Raw genomic sequence first — 15,740 nt, 5'->3', positions numbered from 1 at the left:
GTCGGCCCCTGCCTCAACGCGCCCTGTTCGCCATGGTTTTGGCGTTGTTAGCGCTGTCTTTAGTTGCCGCCAATTTAGGTGCCATGCGGCTTTCCATTGCCGTTTTGTGGCAAGCCCAGGACGACGCATTGCGCCATATCTGGCTCAATATTCGCCTGCCTCGTGTGCTGCTGGCAACGCTGGTAGGCGGCGCACTGGCGCTTTCAGGTTGCGTGATGCAGGGACTGTTTCGTAACCCGCTTGCGGACCCTGGCTTGCTCGGGATAAGCAGCGGTGCGGCACTGGCGGTCGGTTTTTCGGTCGTCATGCCCTTCGCCTTGCCCGTTGTATTGGCGTTGTATGTTCCGATGCTTGCCGCATTTTTGGGTAGCCTCGCCGTCACTTTGGTGATTTTCTTCCTGAGCCGCCAGGGCAACAATAGCCTTTCGCGCCTGCTGTTAGTCGGTATCGCGATTAATGCGTTATGCGGTGCGGCGGTGGGAGTGCTTTCCTGGATAAGCAACGATGCGCAGCTGCGCCAGTTGTCGCTCTGGGGGATGGGCAGTCTTGGGCAGGCGCAGTGGTCAACGTTACTGGCCACCGCTTCGTTTATTCTTCCGGCTTCAGTGGCTATCGCGTTTACGTCCAGACGCCTTAATCTTTTGCAACTGGGTGACGAAGAAGCCCATTACCTGGGCGTGGACGTCAAAAAAACGCAGCGTCAGTTGCTGATTCTAAGCGCATTGCTGGTGGCGGCAGCGGTTGCCGTGAGTGGCGTGATTGGTTTCCTTGGCCTGGTGGTTCCGCATCTGATGCGGATGTGGCTCGGGGCCGATCATCGCTGGCTGATCCCGGGTTCTGTACTGGCAGGAGCAATGTTATTGCTGGTGGCGGACACCCTCGCCCGCACACTGGTTGCCCCTGCGGAAATGCCGGTAGGTTTGCTGACCAGCCTGCTCGGTGGCCCGTGGTTCCTGGCATTAATTTTCCGTCAACGGAGAGAAACAGATGGCTGATTTACTCCTGGCGCGAAACGTCACGCTACGCTCAGGCGTTCGAAAGCTGCTTGATGATATTAATCTGACGCTGGCGGCGGGCGAAGTGGTCGCGCTAATCGGCCCAAATGGTGCAGGGAAATCCACGCTACTCCGGGTGCTTACCGGTTTTCAACTGCCGGAAAGCGGCTATATTTCCCTGGACGGGCGCCCGTTACATGAATGGTCTGGCGAAGCGTTATCGCGCAAACGCGCGGTGATGCGCCAGCGCGGCGGCATGGCGTTTAGTTGGGCGGTCGAAGATGTCATCGCCATGGGACGTGCGCCGTGGCCGGAAAAAGAGACAAAAGCGGTCATTCAGGAAGTGATGGCGCTGACGGGATGCGATACGCTCGCCGGGCGCGATTTTTGCCAGCTTTCCGGCGGTGAACAACAGCGCGTCCAGCTCGCACGCGCCCTGGCGCAATTGTGGCAGAACGGGCAACCCCACGGCTGGCTGTTTTTAGATGAACCGACTTCTGCACTCGATCTCTATCATCAGCAACACATCCTGCGTTTGCTGCGCCGGTTATCGTTGATGGGGACATTATCGGTTTGCGTGGTGCTGCATGATTTGAACCTGGCCGCACTGTGGGCTGACCGGATTGTGCTGTTGCACGAAGGACGACTGGTTGCGAGTGGTTCGCCGCAAGAAGTGTTGAACGAGGCTATCTTACAACACTGGTATCAGGCCGATTTACGGGTGTTCAGTCATCCTGAACACCCGGTGCCGCAGGTTTGGTTGCAGCAGTGATCGTTTTGTCGGATAACGCTGCTGTACGACCGACAAAAAAAGTTAGCTCGAGCAACTCACTTCTAACCGCCTGCCCCAGTCCGGCGGGCGTTGGGTCAAATCAGCAGAATGTTCAGCAAATGGCTGGCGCAGTGCTTCATGCAGTTGTGCCAGCACACTCACATCCCCTTTATCTGCGGCATCAATTGCCCGTTGTGCCAACCAGTTACGCAACACGATTGAAGGGTTTGCGGCTTTCATCGCTTGTTGACGCTGTTCGTCACTGACCTGTTCGGCCTGCAAACGGGTGCGATAACGAGTAAACCAGTTATCAAAACTTGCGCGGTCGATAAATTCATCACGCAGCGGAGAGCTGGCAGAGTTTTGTTCGGTCAGGCTTAACATGCGGAATGTGCGCGTGTAATCACTCCCTTCTTTGGCCATCAGCCCGAATAGCTCGGTGAGAATTTCGTTATCCGCCGTTTGCTCGGTTAACAGCCCCAGTTTCCCACGCATTAACTCACCGAAAGCTTTCATTAGCGCGAATTGATAATGATCGAGCAACTCGTTTAACCACTCCACAGAAATAAACGGTGACAGCGTTTGCGCGAGACGTTGCAGATTCCACAGCCCAACCGCAGGTTGATTATCAAAAGCGTAACGCCCCTGATGGTCAGAATGGTTGCAGATAAAATCGGGCTGATAATCATCGAGGAAACCGTACGGGCCGTAATCCATCGTCAGTCCAAGAATCGACATATTGTCGGTATTCATTACGCCATGAGCGAAACCAATAGTTTGCCAGTGGGCAATCATTTGCGCTGTACGTTCGACAACATCACGGAACCAAAGCGGGTATTTATCGGCTTCATCGACCAGATGCGGCCAGTGATGGGCAATCACGTAATCCGCCAATTGCTGGACTTTTTGCGGTTCCCGACGATAGTAGAAATGCTCAAAGTGGCCGAAGCGAGCATGACTTTGCGCCACGCGAATCATCATCGCACCTTGTTCGGTAGTTTCACGTTGTACCGGTGTTTCGCTGGTGACAATACTGAGCGCACGCGTGGTCGGAACGCCTAACCCGTGCATGGCTTCACTCGCAAGGAACTCGCGAACCGTTGAACGCAGCACCGCGCGGCCATCGCCCATGCGCGAATAAGGCGTTAATCCCGCCCCTTTAAGGTACCAGTCGAATTTACGCCCGTCCGCTAACTGCTGTTCGCCGAGCAAAATACCGCGTCCGTCGCCAAGCTGTCCCGCCCAGACGCCAAACTGGTGCCCGCTGTACACTTGTGCCAAAGGCTGCATTCCCGGCAACAGTGTTTCACCGCTCCAGATACCCGTGTGGGCTGCATCAAACAATGAATCATCCAGACCCAGATCATCGGCCAGAGGGCGGTTATGGTAAAACAAACGCGCATTATGCAGCGGTGTTGGCTTAAGAGCCGTATAGAAGCCGGGCAATTCATCGTGCCAGCTATTGTTGAATACAGGTTTATTGGTCATGGAACCTCCTGCCGATAGTGTAGTGCTTGTGTGAAGTTTTAAACACGGCACATTGGCAGGGGTATTCTCTTAATGCAGAGAATAAGGATGAAGCCAGTCTATCAGCGCGTTTGAGGGAATAGCGGGCCAGTAATTCCCCTGCATAGCAAAGTCCGATAATGAAAGCACTTTCTGGCGAGCAGTATCTTCATCAACACCGTTAATCACCAGAGTCTGGCAAAACGGCGAAAGCTGCGCCAGTAATGCCATCATAAAAGGCTCAAAAGAACGTTGTTTAATTTGTTTATGAATAAACACTTTATCCAAAAACACACGCTTAAATAAACCGTCGAAAATCGGTTTAGTGGTCGCAATTCCAGCACCAAAATTAGCCAACGCTAATGGAAAATGCTTAATCATTGCCATTAGCCTGGCATTTTCATTGCCAAGATTTAACTCGGGAAAGTTCTCATTGATAGAGAATTCAATGAATGAAAGCTGCATCAACCGGGAATGCAGCACGGTACTGGCTAAAACCGCATCAACAATTACCACGCTTATATTCACCCAGACAACTATATTTTGAGCCTTAAAGAATTCTTGATAGTTTTCGAGTAATTCTATTTGTTCTTTGAATAATTGTAATTGCTGTTGTGGTGTAATTGTCGAGTTCACTAATTCAGTTGGAATACGCACTGGAGCGTCAACACCAACAAAATTAAGTAATAATTCAATACCTAAAACCTTACCATCAGGCAAGTAAACGGGTTGAAAATAAAAGTCTGAGCGATACAGTATTTCGAGTTCCAGGATCATGATACCAGCCGCGTATCTAAAGGGGTGGATGGCATCGCAGCACGATGATCATCCAGCATTAACTGGATTGATTTTAAAAGTATTAAGCGCAAGTTCGTCCCTGAGTCTGTATCAGAATTATCTTTGAATTTATTTTATATTATCCTGGTTATCTGACTATCGCCAGTTTTAGCGAATAACACGAACTGAATCGCGATGGATTATCTCGGGAGAAAAAGATTCATTCTCACAATGAGAGTCCAATAATTTACGGATAGCGAAGCGGGCCATTTCACTTATCGGAAAATGGACGCTGGTAATTGCAGGGCGGACAAATGCGGCTCGTTCCCCACTGTCATAACATATAAGTGAGATATCCTGGGGAATTCGCAACCCGCGTTCGGTGATAGCCAGCATCGCGCCAATCGCCAGTTCTTCGTTACAACAATAAATTGCCGTCGGCTGCGTATTTTCAAGCAGTTGCGCGGCCAGTTGATAGCCGCTGGGCATATCATACTCGCCCCCCAGAATCGCAACAGGTTCGATGTTTGACCGGTCCATGACATCAATAAAACCTTGCCTGCGCAGTAAACTTGAAGAACGGCTTACCGGCCCGTGCAGACAGGCAATTTTAGTATGCCCTGCATCAATAAATACCTGGGTGGCGCAGGCACTCGCGGCACGATGATCAAACACCACGCAACGCGGTTCGAGGCCTGGAACGTCCCGGTCTAATATGATAAATTTCTTTTCTTGTTCCGCCAGTTGATTCAGCGTTTCATCGCTGATGGCGCGAACGTGTAATACCAGCCCGTCGCAGCGCAGATTAAACAGCCGCTGAATGGCATTGAGTTCTTTCTCAGCCGTATCTCGCCCTTGCGTCACCAACAATTGCTTACCATTTAGTTCAGCTTCACTTTGTACGGTGTCCATTAAGGCACCAAAGAATCCGCCTCGATATGATGTGGTGACTAAACCGAGTGTATGACTTTGGCTCGACGCTAACGCACGAGCGGCGGGATTTGGGGAGTACCCCAATTCAACAATGGCGGCTTCAACTTTGATACGCGTCTGCGATTTAACTTTAGTATCGCCATTCACGACGCGTGAAACGGTTGCCCGGGATACACCTGCGCTGGCGGCAACATCTTCCAGAGTAACCATGAACTATCCTTTCAAGGGAGCGAAATGCACCCAGATATTACCTGAAATTATCATTAGCGCCTGGGTTAACCACGGAATTGCGGAAGGGAGTCACGTTTAGGGCCATTTGCTGGCCCTGACGCGTAAAACTAGATGCGGCGAGCCTGCCAGAATTTTTTGCTCCAGTAGACGTTATCAAGCGACGAACGCATCACGCCACGGCTGGTCGAGGCATGAATAAACTGGTTATCCGTATCGTAAATACCGACGTGCAAACCGCTTTCACCAGAACCGGTTTTAAAGAATACCAGGTCACCCGGCAGCAAATCATCTTTGTCTATTTGCGTGCCGATCTTCGCCTGCTGTTTTGTTTCACGCGGGAGTTGTAACTCGAACCTGTCGCGGAAGGTAAGAGAGACAAAGCCTGAACAATCAACGCCACGGCGGCTCATTCCCCCATAACGGTAAGGCGTGCCATGCCAGCCACTGAGCTGATCGTTGAGTTTAGCGATGACCGTTATCGAGTCCGACAAACGAGAATTTGGCGGTGGCGCATGATGGCTACACCCTGCGAGTACCAGACATGCTACAAGAAGAATCCATACACGCATTTCAGGCTAATCCTCACCCGTTTATAATTTCCAGTAATTTAGCGCTTACCTATGATTTGGTGCAAGTTTTTACCATCATCTAAAGCGGGGCTATTAGCATACTGTGCCCTTCAATCTGTAATCGGCGGAAGTGCATGTTATAAGCTGTCGCTAAATGTTGCGGCGACAGCACTTCATCCCGATTTCCTTGTGCAATCATTTTACCTGCCCGCAATAACCAGACGGTGTGCGCATGGCGCAAACTATGGTTTAAATCATGGCTGCTCATCACCACCGCAATACCCGCTTCACACAATGCCACCAGGATCCTGTCCAGCGCAGTCTGTTGCGCGACATCGAGGCTATTCATTGGCTCATCCAACAAGAGTAAACGCCCTTGCGGATTGATTTCAGGATGAATTTGCAGAACGACAGCGGCCAGACGAACGCGTTGCCATTCCCCACCCGAAAGCTGATTCACGCTGCGGGTGAGTTTGTCGGTCAGACCGAGCGTTTCAACAAGGTCGAGCATAATGGTGTCTGTAGGGCCGAGCGTTTGATGAAGCTGTAAATAGTGCCAGACGGGCATGGAAAATGGCGGCATCTGTTGTTGAGATAAATAAGCCCGATGACGTGCCAGCTGCGTCGGTTGCCAGTCATTCAGTTCACGTTCAACAAAAGTGATTTGCCCGCCACCGGAGCTTAAACCCGCAGCCCGTGTTAACAAGGTGCTTTTCCCGGCCCCGTTTGGCCCGACAAGGTGTATCAGTTCACCAGCGTGCACCGTGGCGGAAATCGGCCCAAGCCGTTCCGCCACTGCGACATCATTGAGTTGCAACAACGGCATTATTTTGCCAGTGCCGACTTAATTGCATCAACAATGATTGCGTCGTCAGGCGTCATGTCTGGTGAAAAGCGTTGAATGACCTGACCATCACGACCAATCAGGAATTTTTCGAAGTTCCACAAAATATCGCCAGGATGAGCTGGAGCGCGGCCTTTGCTGCTCATGCGCTCCAGAAAGCCGCTGCCTTCGGGCGCGACGGCATTCGGTGCAGCGGCGACCAGTTTTTCATATAGCGGGTGACGATTTTCACCGTTCACGTCCAGCTTGCTGAACATCGGGAAAGTAACGCCGTAAGTGGTGCTGCAGAAAGTTTTGATCTCTTCTTCACTACCCGGCTCTTGCCCCAGGAATTGGTTGCACGGAAAACCGAGCACTGAGAAGCCTTGCTGCTCATATTCTTTCTGCAGGTTTTCTAGTTGCTCGTATTGCACTGTCAGGCCGCATTTAGAGGCAACGTTCACCATCAGCAGCACTTTACCTTTCCACTTTTCGAGCGTTGTGGCTTCACCATCAATGGTAGTAACTTGAGTGTTCAGAATGTCTTGCATTGTTTACCCCTGAATTGAATAGCGTTTGATTATTTCCCAGCTTTTAATAATAGCCAGATAAATACAGGTGCGCCTAACGTTGCTGTCACGACGCCTATTGGTAATTCTGCGGAAGCCAGAGCCAGGCGAGCAATCACATCGGCCCCCAATAACACTGTGGCACCTGCCAACGCGCTCGCGGGCAGTAAAATACGATGATCGGTTAAGCCTTTCAGACGTAACATATGAGGGATAACCAGGCCGATAAAACCAATTGCGCCAGCAAGCGCAACGCTCACACCCACCAGCCAGCCTGTCGCTATCACCAGAATGTTGCGCCATACCCAGACGGGCAAACCGAGCTGACGTGCGGATATTTCGCCAAGCGCCATGAGATTCAATGGGGCGTAGTTGCGGCATAACCACAGCATCACGGGCAATAACGTGACCATGAGCCACCATTGCCGCCAGTCCACGCCACCAAACCCGCCCATCATCCAGTACATTAACTGGCGCAGGTCGAGGCTGCTGCTGAAATAAATTGCCCAGGTCATCAGTGCGCTACAGATGATGCCCAGCGCCACACCGGCGAGCAGCAAGCGGCTATTCGAAAGATGACGTCGTGAAAAACGCAGCAGGATAAATGTGATGATAAGCGCACCAGCAATGGCACAGATACCCAAAACCCAACCCGGCAGCATGCCCTGCCCAAGTAAAACAGCCGCCACTAAAGCCACACCCGCGCCATTGGAAACCCCTAATAGACCGGGTTCCGCCAGTGGGTTTTCAAAAAGTGCCTGCATGATAGTGCCAGAAATCGCCAGTGCCGCTCCAACCAGTAACACCGATAATGTACGAGGCAGGCGAATTTGCCAGATAAACAACTGCGCATCCTCACGCATCCAGTGTTGTGGGGCAAACCATTGATCCCCTGCGCTCAGGCTCAACACCACCATGCCTAGCATTGTGGCGAACAATGCAAGCAACCAGCGGCGTTCCAGAAAGCGCTGTCGCGCAACGAAAGTGTGCATCTGGATAATAAGATCCAATTAGTAACAATTCATAAACTTGATTTTACGGGGGATTTTCCGCGCAGGACAAGAAGAAAAGAAAAAGGCCGCTTCAGGCGGCCTTTTTGGTTAATTCAGGTTACTCGTCTTTTGGCGACGCGTTTTCAACCCTACTTTTCAACTTCTGACCAGGTCGGAAAGTCACAACACGGCGAGCCGTGATAGGAATATCTTCACCAGTCTTCGGGTTACGCCCGGGACGTTGGTTTTTATCGCGTAAGTCAAAATTACCAAAGCCTGATAGCTTAACCTGCTCGCCGTTCTCCAGAGCGCGACGGATCTCTTCGAAAAACAGCTCTACCAACTCTTTAGCATCACGTTTGCTAAGCCCTAGCTTATCAAACAGATATTCTGACATTTCAGCTTTTGTAAGCGCCATACGTTCAATCCCTCAATGATGCCTGGAATCGCTCTTTTAATGCCTCTACGCATTTTGCAACGGTAGCGGCCATCTCCTCTTCTTCGAGTGTACGGCCCGTATCCTGCAGGATAAGGCTTATGGCAAGGCTCTTATAGCCTTCGGCTACGCCTTTGCCACGGTACACATCAAATAAGTTTACGCCAACTACCTGATTTGCGCCAACTTTCTTACACTCGGCCAAAATATCTGCTGCGGGAACGTTTTCAGCGACCACAACAGCAATGTCACGGCGGTTCGCAGGATAGCGAGAAATCTCAGCCGACTCAGGCACAGCGCGGTCTGCAAGCTTGCTCCACAGCACTTCGAACACCAGCGTGCGGCCATTGAGTGACAGCTTGCGCTCGAGCTCTGGATGCACAACACCAATGAAACCAACGTATTCCCCGCCTAAATAAATGGCAGCACTTTGGCCTGGATGCAAAGCTGGGTTGCTTGCAGCTTTGAATTCGATGTCAGAAAGTTTACCAGTAAGATCTAATACTGCTTCCAGATCGCCCTTCAAATCATAGAAGTCGACAGTGTTACGCGCCAGATCCCAATGCTCTTCGTAGCGATTACCACAGATGGCACCAGCCAGCATAAGATCCTGACGGATACCCAGGTCTGCCTGAGTATCAGGAACAAAGCGTAAACCTGATTCAAAGATACGTACGCGTGCCTGCTGGCGGTTTTGGTTATAAACCACGGTATTAAGCAGGCCTGGCAGCAAAGATAAACGCATCGCTGACATTTCGCTGGAAATTGGGCTCGGCAGAATCAGATTTTCTTCACCTGGGTGCAGCAATTGCTGAACTTTAGGATCAACAAAGCTGTAGGTGATAACTTCCTGGTAGCCTTTATCGACCAGCATGGTTTTCACACGCTTGAGCGATAAGTCTGCTTCGCGATGGCTGCCCATAATCAGACCTGCTTGAACAGGCTCATTCGGGATGCTGTTATAACCATAAACGCGTGCCACTTCTTCAACCAGATCTTCTTCAATCTGCATATCAAAGCGCCAGCTTGGTGCCACTGCCGTCCACTGGTTGTCGCCTTCAGTTACTTCACAGCCTAAGCGGCGCAGGATGTCGCTAACCTGTGCATCTTCAATGTGATGACCAATCAGGCGATCCAGTTTGCTGCGACGCAGAGTAATTGTGGCAGCTTTTGGCAGATGTGCTTCATTAGTCACGTCAATAACTGGACCCACTTCGCCACCGCAGATATCAGTCAACAGGCGAGTTGCACGTTCCATCGCTTTATATTGCAGAGCTGAATCCACACCACGCTCATAACGATGGGAAGCATCGGTATGCAGACCATGGCGACGAGCGCGGCCTGTAATAGACAGCGGGCTGAAGAATGCGCACTCCAGCAGCACGTCCTGGGTTTCATCATTCACGCCAGAATGTTCACCACCAAAAATACCGCCCATTGCCAGCGCTTTATTGTGGTCAGCGATAACCAGCGTGTCAGCTTTCAGCTTCACTTCGTTACCATCAAGCAGAGTCAGCGCTTCGCCCTCTTCTGCCATACGCACAACAATGCCACCTTCGATGCGACTCAGATCGAATGCGTGCATCGGTTGGCCAAGTTCGAGAAGCACATAGTTGGTCACGTCAACGACTGCATCGATAGAACGAATACCACAACGGCGCAGTTTCTCTTTCATCCACAGTGGAGTTGGCGCTTTAACGTTGATGCCTTTAACCACACGGCCAAGGTAACGCGGGCACGCTTCAGGCGCATCCACACGAATGGGCAACGTGTCGGTAATGGTCGCCGCTACTGCGGGCATTTCTGGTTCGTGCAGCGGCAGTTGGTTCACAACCGCTACATCACGCGCAACACCGATGATGCCAAGGCAATCGGCACGGTTTGGCGTAACGCTGATTTCGATAGTATTGTCATCGAGCTTCAGGTATTCGCGGATATCAGTGCCAATTGACGCATCCAGCGGCAACTCAATAATACCGTTATGATCGTCGGAAATACCCAGCTCGGAGAACGAGCACAGCATCCCTTCAGATGGCTCGCCACGCAGTTTGGCGGCTTTGATTTTGAAATCACCTGGCAGAACAGCACCAACGGTTGCCACCGCAACTTTCAGGCCCTGACGGCAATTTGGCGCACCACAAACGATGTCTAACAGGCGCTCGCCACCGACATTCACTTTCGTTACACGCAGTTTGTCCGCGTTTGGATGTTGACCGCACTCAACCACTTCACCCACCACCACGCCATTGAATGCACCGGCAACGGCGTCAACGCCATCAACTTCCAGGCCAGCCATAGTGATTTGGTTTGAAAGCTCTTCACTGCTGTTGGCTGGGTTTACCCATTCGCGTAACCAGAGTTCACTGAATTTCATTGGATATCCCGCCCTTATTTGAACTGTTTGAGGAAACGTAAATCATTTTCGAAGAATGCACGCAGATCGGTCACGCCGTAGCGCAACATGGTCAGACGCTCCATGCCCATGCCGAACGCAAAGCCTGAATAAACTTCTGGGTCAATACCGACGTTACGCAGAACGTTCGGGTGCACCATGCCACAACCTAATACTTCCAGCCACTTGCCGTTTTTACCCATCACATCAACTTCTGCGGACGGTTCAGTGAACGGGAAATAGGATGGACGGAAACGAATCTGCAGATCCGCTTCGAAGAAGTTGTTCAGGAAGTCGTGGATGGTTCCTTTCAGGTTGGTGAAGTTGATGTTGGTATCAACAATTAAACCTTCCATCTGGTGGAACATCGGGGTGTGAGTCTGATCGTAATCGTTACGATAAACGCGGCCAGGCGCGATAATACGAATCGGCGGCTGCTTGTCTTTCATGGTACGAATCTGTACGCCAGACGTTTGGGTGCGCAGCAGACGAGTTGCATCGAACCAGAAAGTATCGTGGTCAGCGCGAGCTGGGTGGTGCCCTGGGATATTCAGCGCATCAAAGTTATGATAATCGTCTTCGATTTCCGGGCCAGTTGCCACAGTAAAACCAAGTTCACCAAAGAAGCTTTCAATACGGTCAATGGTGCGAGTCACCGGATGCAAGCCGCCATTTTCAATGCGACGGCCAGGCAGGGAAATATCAATGGTCTCTTCTGCCAGACGCGCATTCAGCGCGGCACTTTCGAGAGCGTGTTTGCGTGCATTCAATGCTTCCTGCACTTTCTCTTTCGCTTCATTGATTACCGCACCAGCGGCTGGACGCTCTTCTGGTGGCAATTCACGCAGGGTTGTCATCTGGAGGGTCAGATGCCCTTTCTTCCCTAAATACTCGACGCGTACGTTGTCCAACGCGGCAACATCATGGGCCTCGTTTATGGCGGCCGTTGCATTGGCAACCAGCTCTGCGAGATGTGGCATGGTATTCCTCTTATGCCGGCACAATTGCCGGGGTAGTTGATCCGTATACAGAAGCAAAAAAAAAGCCTCCATAGTGGAGGCTTTCGGCGCTATTTTTCGTTTCTTTTCTTACGCGCAAAGCCCCCTGATTCAGGTGCTAAAGTAAAAAAAGAAACGGAAAATAGCAGCATTCATGCTTGCAGTTACCTTATTGATCAGTGTTAAAAATTACCATTAGAAATTAAAAGAGGGAGACAAGCTCCCTCTAATAACCGGCTTACGCCAGAGCTGCTTTCGCTTTCTCAACCAGTGCAGTAAATGCCACTTTGTCGAATACGGCGATGTCAGCCAGGATCTTACGGTCGATTTCAACAGAAGCTTTTTTCAAGCCGTTGATGAATTTGCTGTAAGAGATCCCGTTCTGACGAGCTGCAGCGTTGATACGTGCAATCCACAGCTGACGGAATTGACGTTTACGTTGACGACGGTCACGGTAAGCGTATTGGCCAGCTTTGATAACAGCCTGGAAAGCAACGCGGTAAACGCGTGAACGCGCACCGTAGTAGCCTTTGGCTTGTTTAAGGATTTTTTTGTGACGAGCACGTGCGATAACACCACGTTTTACGCGAGCCATATTAGCTCTCCTGTTCTATATTCTGAATTAATTAAAAAGTGCTACTTATGCGTACGGCAGGCAAGCGATGACCAGGCCCAGATCCCCTTTGGAGACCATACCTTTCGGACGCAGGTGACGTTTACGCTTAGTAGACTTTTTAGTCAGAATATGACGCAGGTTAGCGTGCTTACGCTTAAAACCACCACCGGCGGTCTTTTTGAAGCGCTTAGCGGCGCCGCGTACAGTTTTAATCTTTGGCATTTAATAACTTTCCACTTCGCATTGTTAATAAAACGAACCAGAAGGCGAACAAATCTCACGAGACCGAAACCTCGCGAGAACTGTTACTTGATGGCCTTACTGTTTCTTCTTCGGAGCGAGCACCATGATCATCTGGCGGCCTTCGATCTTCGATGGGAAGGATTCGACGACTGCCAGTTCACTCAGATCGTCACGGACGCGGTTAAGCACTTCCATACCAATCTGTTGGTGAGCCATTTCACGACCGCGGAAACGCAGTGTGATTTTAGCTTTATCACCCTCTTCCAGAAAGCGAACCAGGCTGCGGAGTTTTACCTGATAGTCGCCATCATCGGTACCAGGTCGGAATTTGATTTCCTTGACCTGAATAACTTTTTGCTTCTTCTTCTGTTCCTTAGAAGATTTGCTTTTTTCATAGAGAAACTTGCCGTAGTCCATAATGCGGCAAACAGGCGGTTCAGCATTAGGACTGATTTCGACTAAATCAACTCCTGCCTCTTCGGCTTTTTCCAAAGCTTCATTCAGACTGACAATACCAATAGGTTCGCCTTCTAAGCCTGTCAGACGAACTTCTGTGGCACGAATTTCTTTGTTTATGCGATTAGGACGCGCCGGTTGAACTCTTTTTCCGCCTTTAATAACTCTATTCCTCTAGTTGGTTAAGATTGCGACTGCGAATTTCATTTTGCAGCTTTTCAATCAATTCGTTTACGTCCATGCTGCCCAAATCTTTGCCACGACGAGTACGAACGGCTACTTTGCCTGCTTCGACCTCTTTATCGCCACAAACTAACATGTATGGGACACGACGCAACGTGTGTTCACGGATTTTAAAGCCAATCTTCTCATTTCTCAAGTCTGCTTTTACACGAATGCCTGCATTTTGCAGTTTACGGGTCAATTCGTTAACGTAATCAGACTGTCCATCAGTGATATTCATGACCACTGCTTGTACTGGCGCAAGCCAGGTTGGGAAGAAACCCGCGAACTCTTCAGTCAGGATACCAATAAAACGTTCCATTGACCCGAGAATTGCACGGTGAATCATTACCGGAACCAGGCGTTCGTTATTTTCACCAATAAACGAAGCGTTCAAACGTGATGGTAATGAGAAGTCTAGCTGTACAGTACCGCACTGCCATGCACGGTCCAGGCAGTCGTACAGGGTAAATTCAATTTTAGGGCCATAGAATGCACCCTCACCCGGTTGATAATCAAACGGAATGTTATTTTCTTGCAGTGCAACAGCCAAATCTGCTTCTGCACGGTCCCACATTTCGTCAGTACCGATGCGTTTTTCAGGACGAGTAGACAGTTTCACAACGATTTTTTCAAAACCGAAGGTGCTGTACATGTCATAAACCATGCGGATACAGCTGTTTACTTCATCACGAACCTGGCTTTCAGTACAGAAAATGTGCGCATCGTCTTGAGTAAAACCGCGAACGCGCATCAGACCATGCAACGCACCTGACGGTTCGTTACGGTGGCAGCTACCAAACTCAGCCATACGTAATGGCAAGTCGCGGTAGGATTTCAGGCCTTGATTAAAGATCTGAACATGACCAGGGCAGTTCATTGGCTTGATGCAATATTCACGGTTCTCGGAAGAAGTCGTAAACATCGCATCTTTATAGTTGTCCCAGTGGCCGGTTTTTTCCCACAGCACACGGTCCATCATGAACGGGCCTTTCACTTCCTGGTACTGGTACTCTTTGAGTTTGGAGCGAACAAACACTTCTAACTCACGGAAGATAGTCCAGCCATCGTTGTGCCAGAACACCATACCAGGCGCTTCTTCCTGCATATGATACAGGTCGAGTTGCTTACCAATTTTGCGATGGTCACGCTTGGACGCTTCTTCCAGACGTTGCAGATAGGCATTCAGTTGTTTTTTATCAGCCCATGCAGTGCCGTAGATACGTTGCAGCATCTTGTTGTTGCTATCGCCACGCCAGTAAGCACCGGACGTTTTCTGCAATTTGAAATGATGGCAGAAACGCATATTCGGTACGTGCGGGCCACGGCACATATCAACATATTCTTCATGATGATAGAGACCAGGCTTATCATCATGGCTGATGTTTTCATCAAGGATCGCGACTTTGTAGCTCTCACCACGGTTCACGAAAGTTTCACGGGCTTCATGCCAGCTCACTTTCTTCTTAATGACATCGTAATCTTTCTCAGCCAGCTCATGCATACGCTTTTCGAGCAGCTCAAGATCTTCCTGCGTCAGCGTGTGGTCGATATCAACGTCATAGTAAAAACCGTTGTCAATCACCGGGCCAATCGCCATTTTGGTGTGCGGCCACAACTGCTTGATAGCATGACCCAATAAGTGGGCGCATGAGTGGCGGAGAATCTCCAGGCCAGCTTCATCTTTTACAGTGATAATCGCAAGTTTGGCATCGTGCTCAATAACATCAGATGCATCAACCAATTCACCATCAACACGGCCAGCGATACACGCTTTTGCAAGGCCTGGACCAATATCCAGAGCAACATCCAGCGGGCTAACAGCATGATCGTAATGGCGTTGGCTGCCATCAGGAAGAGTAATAACAGGCATTATAAGTCCTTATTCGCAGTGGTGACCCACACGTAAGATCACATGCAACGTTTATTTTGCTTTAGTTTCAATTAGTTGTTCAGCCATCTCGCCTACAATTGCAAGGCCGACTGCACAATTTATGCGCGAGCGTGCGGTTCACAGCTTCGCGACGGTTGGGAATATTATCACTTTCAAGAGGGAATGTCGCGCTTCGCGACCGGAAGGTCTCGTCTGACAATAAGAATAACCACCTGTTTTATCTTCATTTTAGGGGCCGTTGCTAAGGATGCTTATTAATTCAACGAAAACATGTGGCTTACCATTAATAAGTTTTTCTAACGTTTTAAATCAAATG

Annotated in this window: 17 protein-coding genes and 1 other annotated feature; of the genes, 2 read left to right on the top strand and 15 right to left on the bottom strand. The window is 50.1% G+C overall.

Annotation, left to right across the window (positions count from 1 at the left end):
- Window positions 1-32 precede the first annotated feature (32 nt).
- Together GBAG_RS07860 and GBAG_RS07855 are read left to right on the top strand one after the other, a co-directional pair.
- Window positions 33-995: a FecCD family ABC transporter permease gene (locus GBAG_RS07860; protein ID WP_034494928.1), complete on the top strand. Its 963-nt coding sequence runs from the start codon at window positions 33-35 to the stop codon at window positions 993-995.
- Window positions 988-1,767 carry a heme ABC transporter ATP-binding protein gene (locus GBAG_RS07855; RefSeq protein WP_034494819.1) on the top strand — a complete coding sequence of 260 codons (780 nt, stop codon included), beginning with the start codon at window positions 988-990 and terminating at the stop codon, window positions 1,765-1,767. The genes GBAG_RS07860 and GBAG_RS07855 overlap by 8 nt, the downstream gene beginning before the upstream one ends.
- Window positions 1,768-1,809: 42 nt before the next feature.
- Here the strand turns inward: GBAG_RS07855 and selO are convergent, their stop codons facing one another.
- The 15 genes from selO to thrS form a co-directional block, all read right to left on the bottom strand.
- A complete protein-coding gene (gene selO / locus GBAG_RS07850) occupies window positions 1,810-3,255 on the bottom strand; it encodes a protein adenylyltransferase SelO (protein ID WP_034494817.1) in 1,446 nt (481 codons plus the stop codon).
- A gap of 69 nt (window positions 3,256-3,324) precedes the next feature.
- Window positions 3,325-4,050 carry an EAL domain-containing protein gene (locus GBAG_RS07845; RefSeq protein ID WP_034494815.1) on the bottom strand — a complete coding sequence of 242 codons (726 nt, stop codon included), beginning with the start codon at window positions 4,048-4,050 and terminating at the stop codon, window positions 3,325-3,327.
- Between the two features lie 168 nt (window positions 4,051-4,218).
- Complete coding sequence (locus GBAG_RS07840) at window positions 4,219-5,193, bottom strand: LacI family DNA-binding transcriptional regulator (RefSeq protein WP_034494813.1); 975 nt, start codon at window positions 5,191-5,193, stop codon at window positions 4,219-4,221.
- 128 nt (window positions 5,194-5,321) lie between these two features.
- Window positions 5,322-5,783, bottom strand: coding sequence for an NlpC/P60 family protein (locus tag GBAG_RS07835; protein ID WP_034494811.1), 462 nt, complete (start codon window positions 5,781-5,783; stop codon window positions 5,322-5,324).
- Between the two features lie 79 nt (window positions 5,784-5,862).
- Window positions 5,863-6,609, bottom strand: a complete 747-nt coding sequence (gene btuD / locus GBAG_RS07830) for a vitamin B12 ABC transporter ATP-binding protein BtuD (RefSeq protein WP_034494809.1) — start codon at window positions 6,607-6,609, stop codon at window positions 5,863-5,865.
- Window positions 6,609-7,157, bottom strand: a complete 549-nt coding sequence (locus GBAG_RS07825) for a glutathione peroxidase (RefSeq protein WP_034494808.1) — start codon at window positions 7,155-7,157, stop codon at window positions 6,609-6,611. Before GBAG_RS07825 ends, btuD begins: the two co-directional genes overlap by 1 nt.
- 29 nt (window positions 7,158-7,186) lie before the next feature.
- Entirely contained in the window at window positions 7,187-8,167 is a 981-nt protein-coding gene (btuC, locus tag GBAG_RS07820; RefSeq protein WP_034494925.1) for a vitamin B12 ABC transporter permease BtuC, read from the bottom strand.
- Between the two features lie 118 nt (window positions 8,168-8,285).
- Window positions 8,286-8,585: an integration host factor subunit alpha gene (gene ihfA / locus GBAG_RS07815; protein WP_001229265.1), complete on the bottom strand. Its 300-nt coding sequence runs from the start codon at window positions 8,583-8,585 to the stop codon at window positions 8,286-8,288.
- 4 nt (window positions 8,586-8,589) lie between these two features.
- A complete protein-coding gene (pheT, locus tag GBAG_RS07810) occupies window positions 8,590-10,977 on the bottom strand; it encodes a phenylalanine--tRNA ligase subunit beta (protein ID WP_034494804.1) in 2,388 nt (795 codons plus the stop codon).
- A gap of 14 nt (window positions 10,978-10,991) precedes the next feature.
- A complete protein-coding gene (gene pheS / locus GBAG_RS07805; protein ID WP_034494802.1) occupies window positions 10,992-11,975 on the bottom strand; it encodes a phenylalanine--tRNA ligase subunit alpha in 984 nt (327 codons plus the stop codon).
- Window positions 11,976-12,030: 55 nt separating this feature from the next.
- Window positions 12,031-12,154 (bottom strand) — a sequence feature (Phe leader region).
- On the bottom strand, window positions 12,105-12,149 hold the full coding sequence (pheM, locus tag GBAG_RS22685) for a pheST operon leader peptide PheM (protein WP_001386830.1): 45 nt from the start codon (window positions 12,147-12,149) through the stop codon (window positions 12,105-12,107). Its footprint overlaps the feature before it by 45 nt.
- Before the next feature lie 77 nt (window positions 12,155-12,231).
- Window positions 12,232-12,588, bottom strand: coding sequence for a 50S ribosomal protein L20 (rplT, locus tag GBAG_RS07800; protein WP_000124850.1), 357 nt, complete (start codon window positions 12,586-12,588; stop codon window positions 12,232-12,234).
- A gap of 45 nt (window positions 12,589-12,633) precedes the next feature.
- Window positions 12,634-12,831, bottom strand: a complete 198-nt coding sequence (rpmI, locus tag GBAG_RS07795; protein WP_005968897.1) for a 50S ribosomal protein L35 — start codon at window positions 12,829-12,831, stop codon at window positions 12,634-12,636.
- A gap of 96 nt (window positions 12,832-12,927) precedes the next feature.
- A complete protein-coding gene (gene infC / locus GBAG_RS07790) occupies window positions 12,928-13,470 on the bottom strand; it encodes a translation initiation factor IF-3 (protein WP_072011152.1) in 543 nt (180 codons plus the stop codon).
- Window positions 13,471-13,474: 4 nt separating this feature from the next.
- The gene (gene thrS / locus GBAG_RS07785; RefSeq protein WP_034494799.1) at window positions 13,475-15,403 is read right to left on the bottom strand and encodes a threonine--tRNA ligase; all 1,929 of its coding nucleotides are present in this window, start codon (window positions 15,401-15,403) and stop codon (window positions 13,475-13,477) included.
- Between the last annotated feature and the right edge of the window lie 337 nt (window positions 15,404-15,740).

This window comes from Buttiauxella agrestis ATCC 33320 (assembly GCF_000735355.1).
GTDB lineage: Bacteria > Pseudomonadota > Gammaproteobacteria > Enterobacterales > Enterobacteriaceae > Buttiauxella > Buttiauxella agrestis.
The sequence above is the reverse complement of the archived record's forward strand: the minus strand, read 5'-3'. Positions and strand labels throughout refer to the sequence as shown.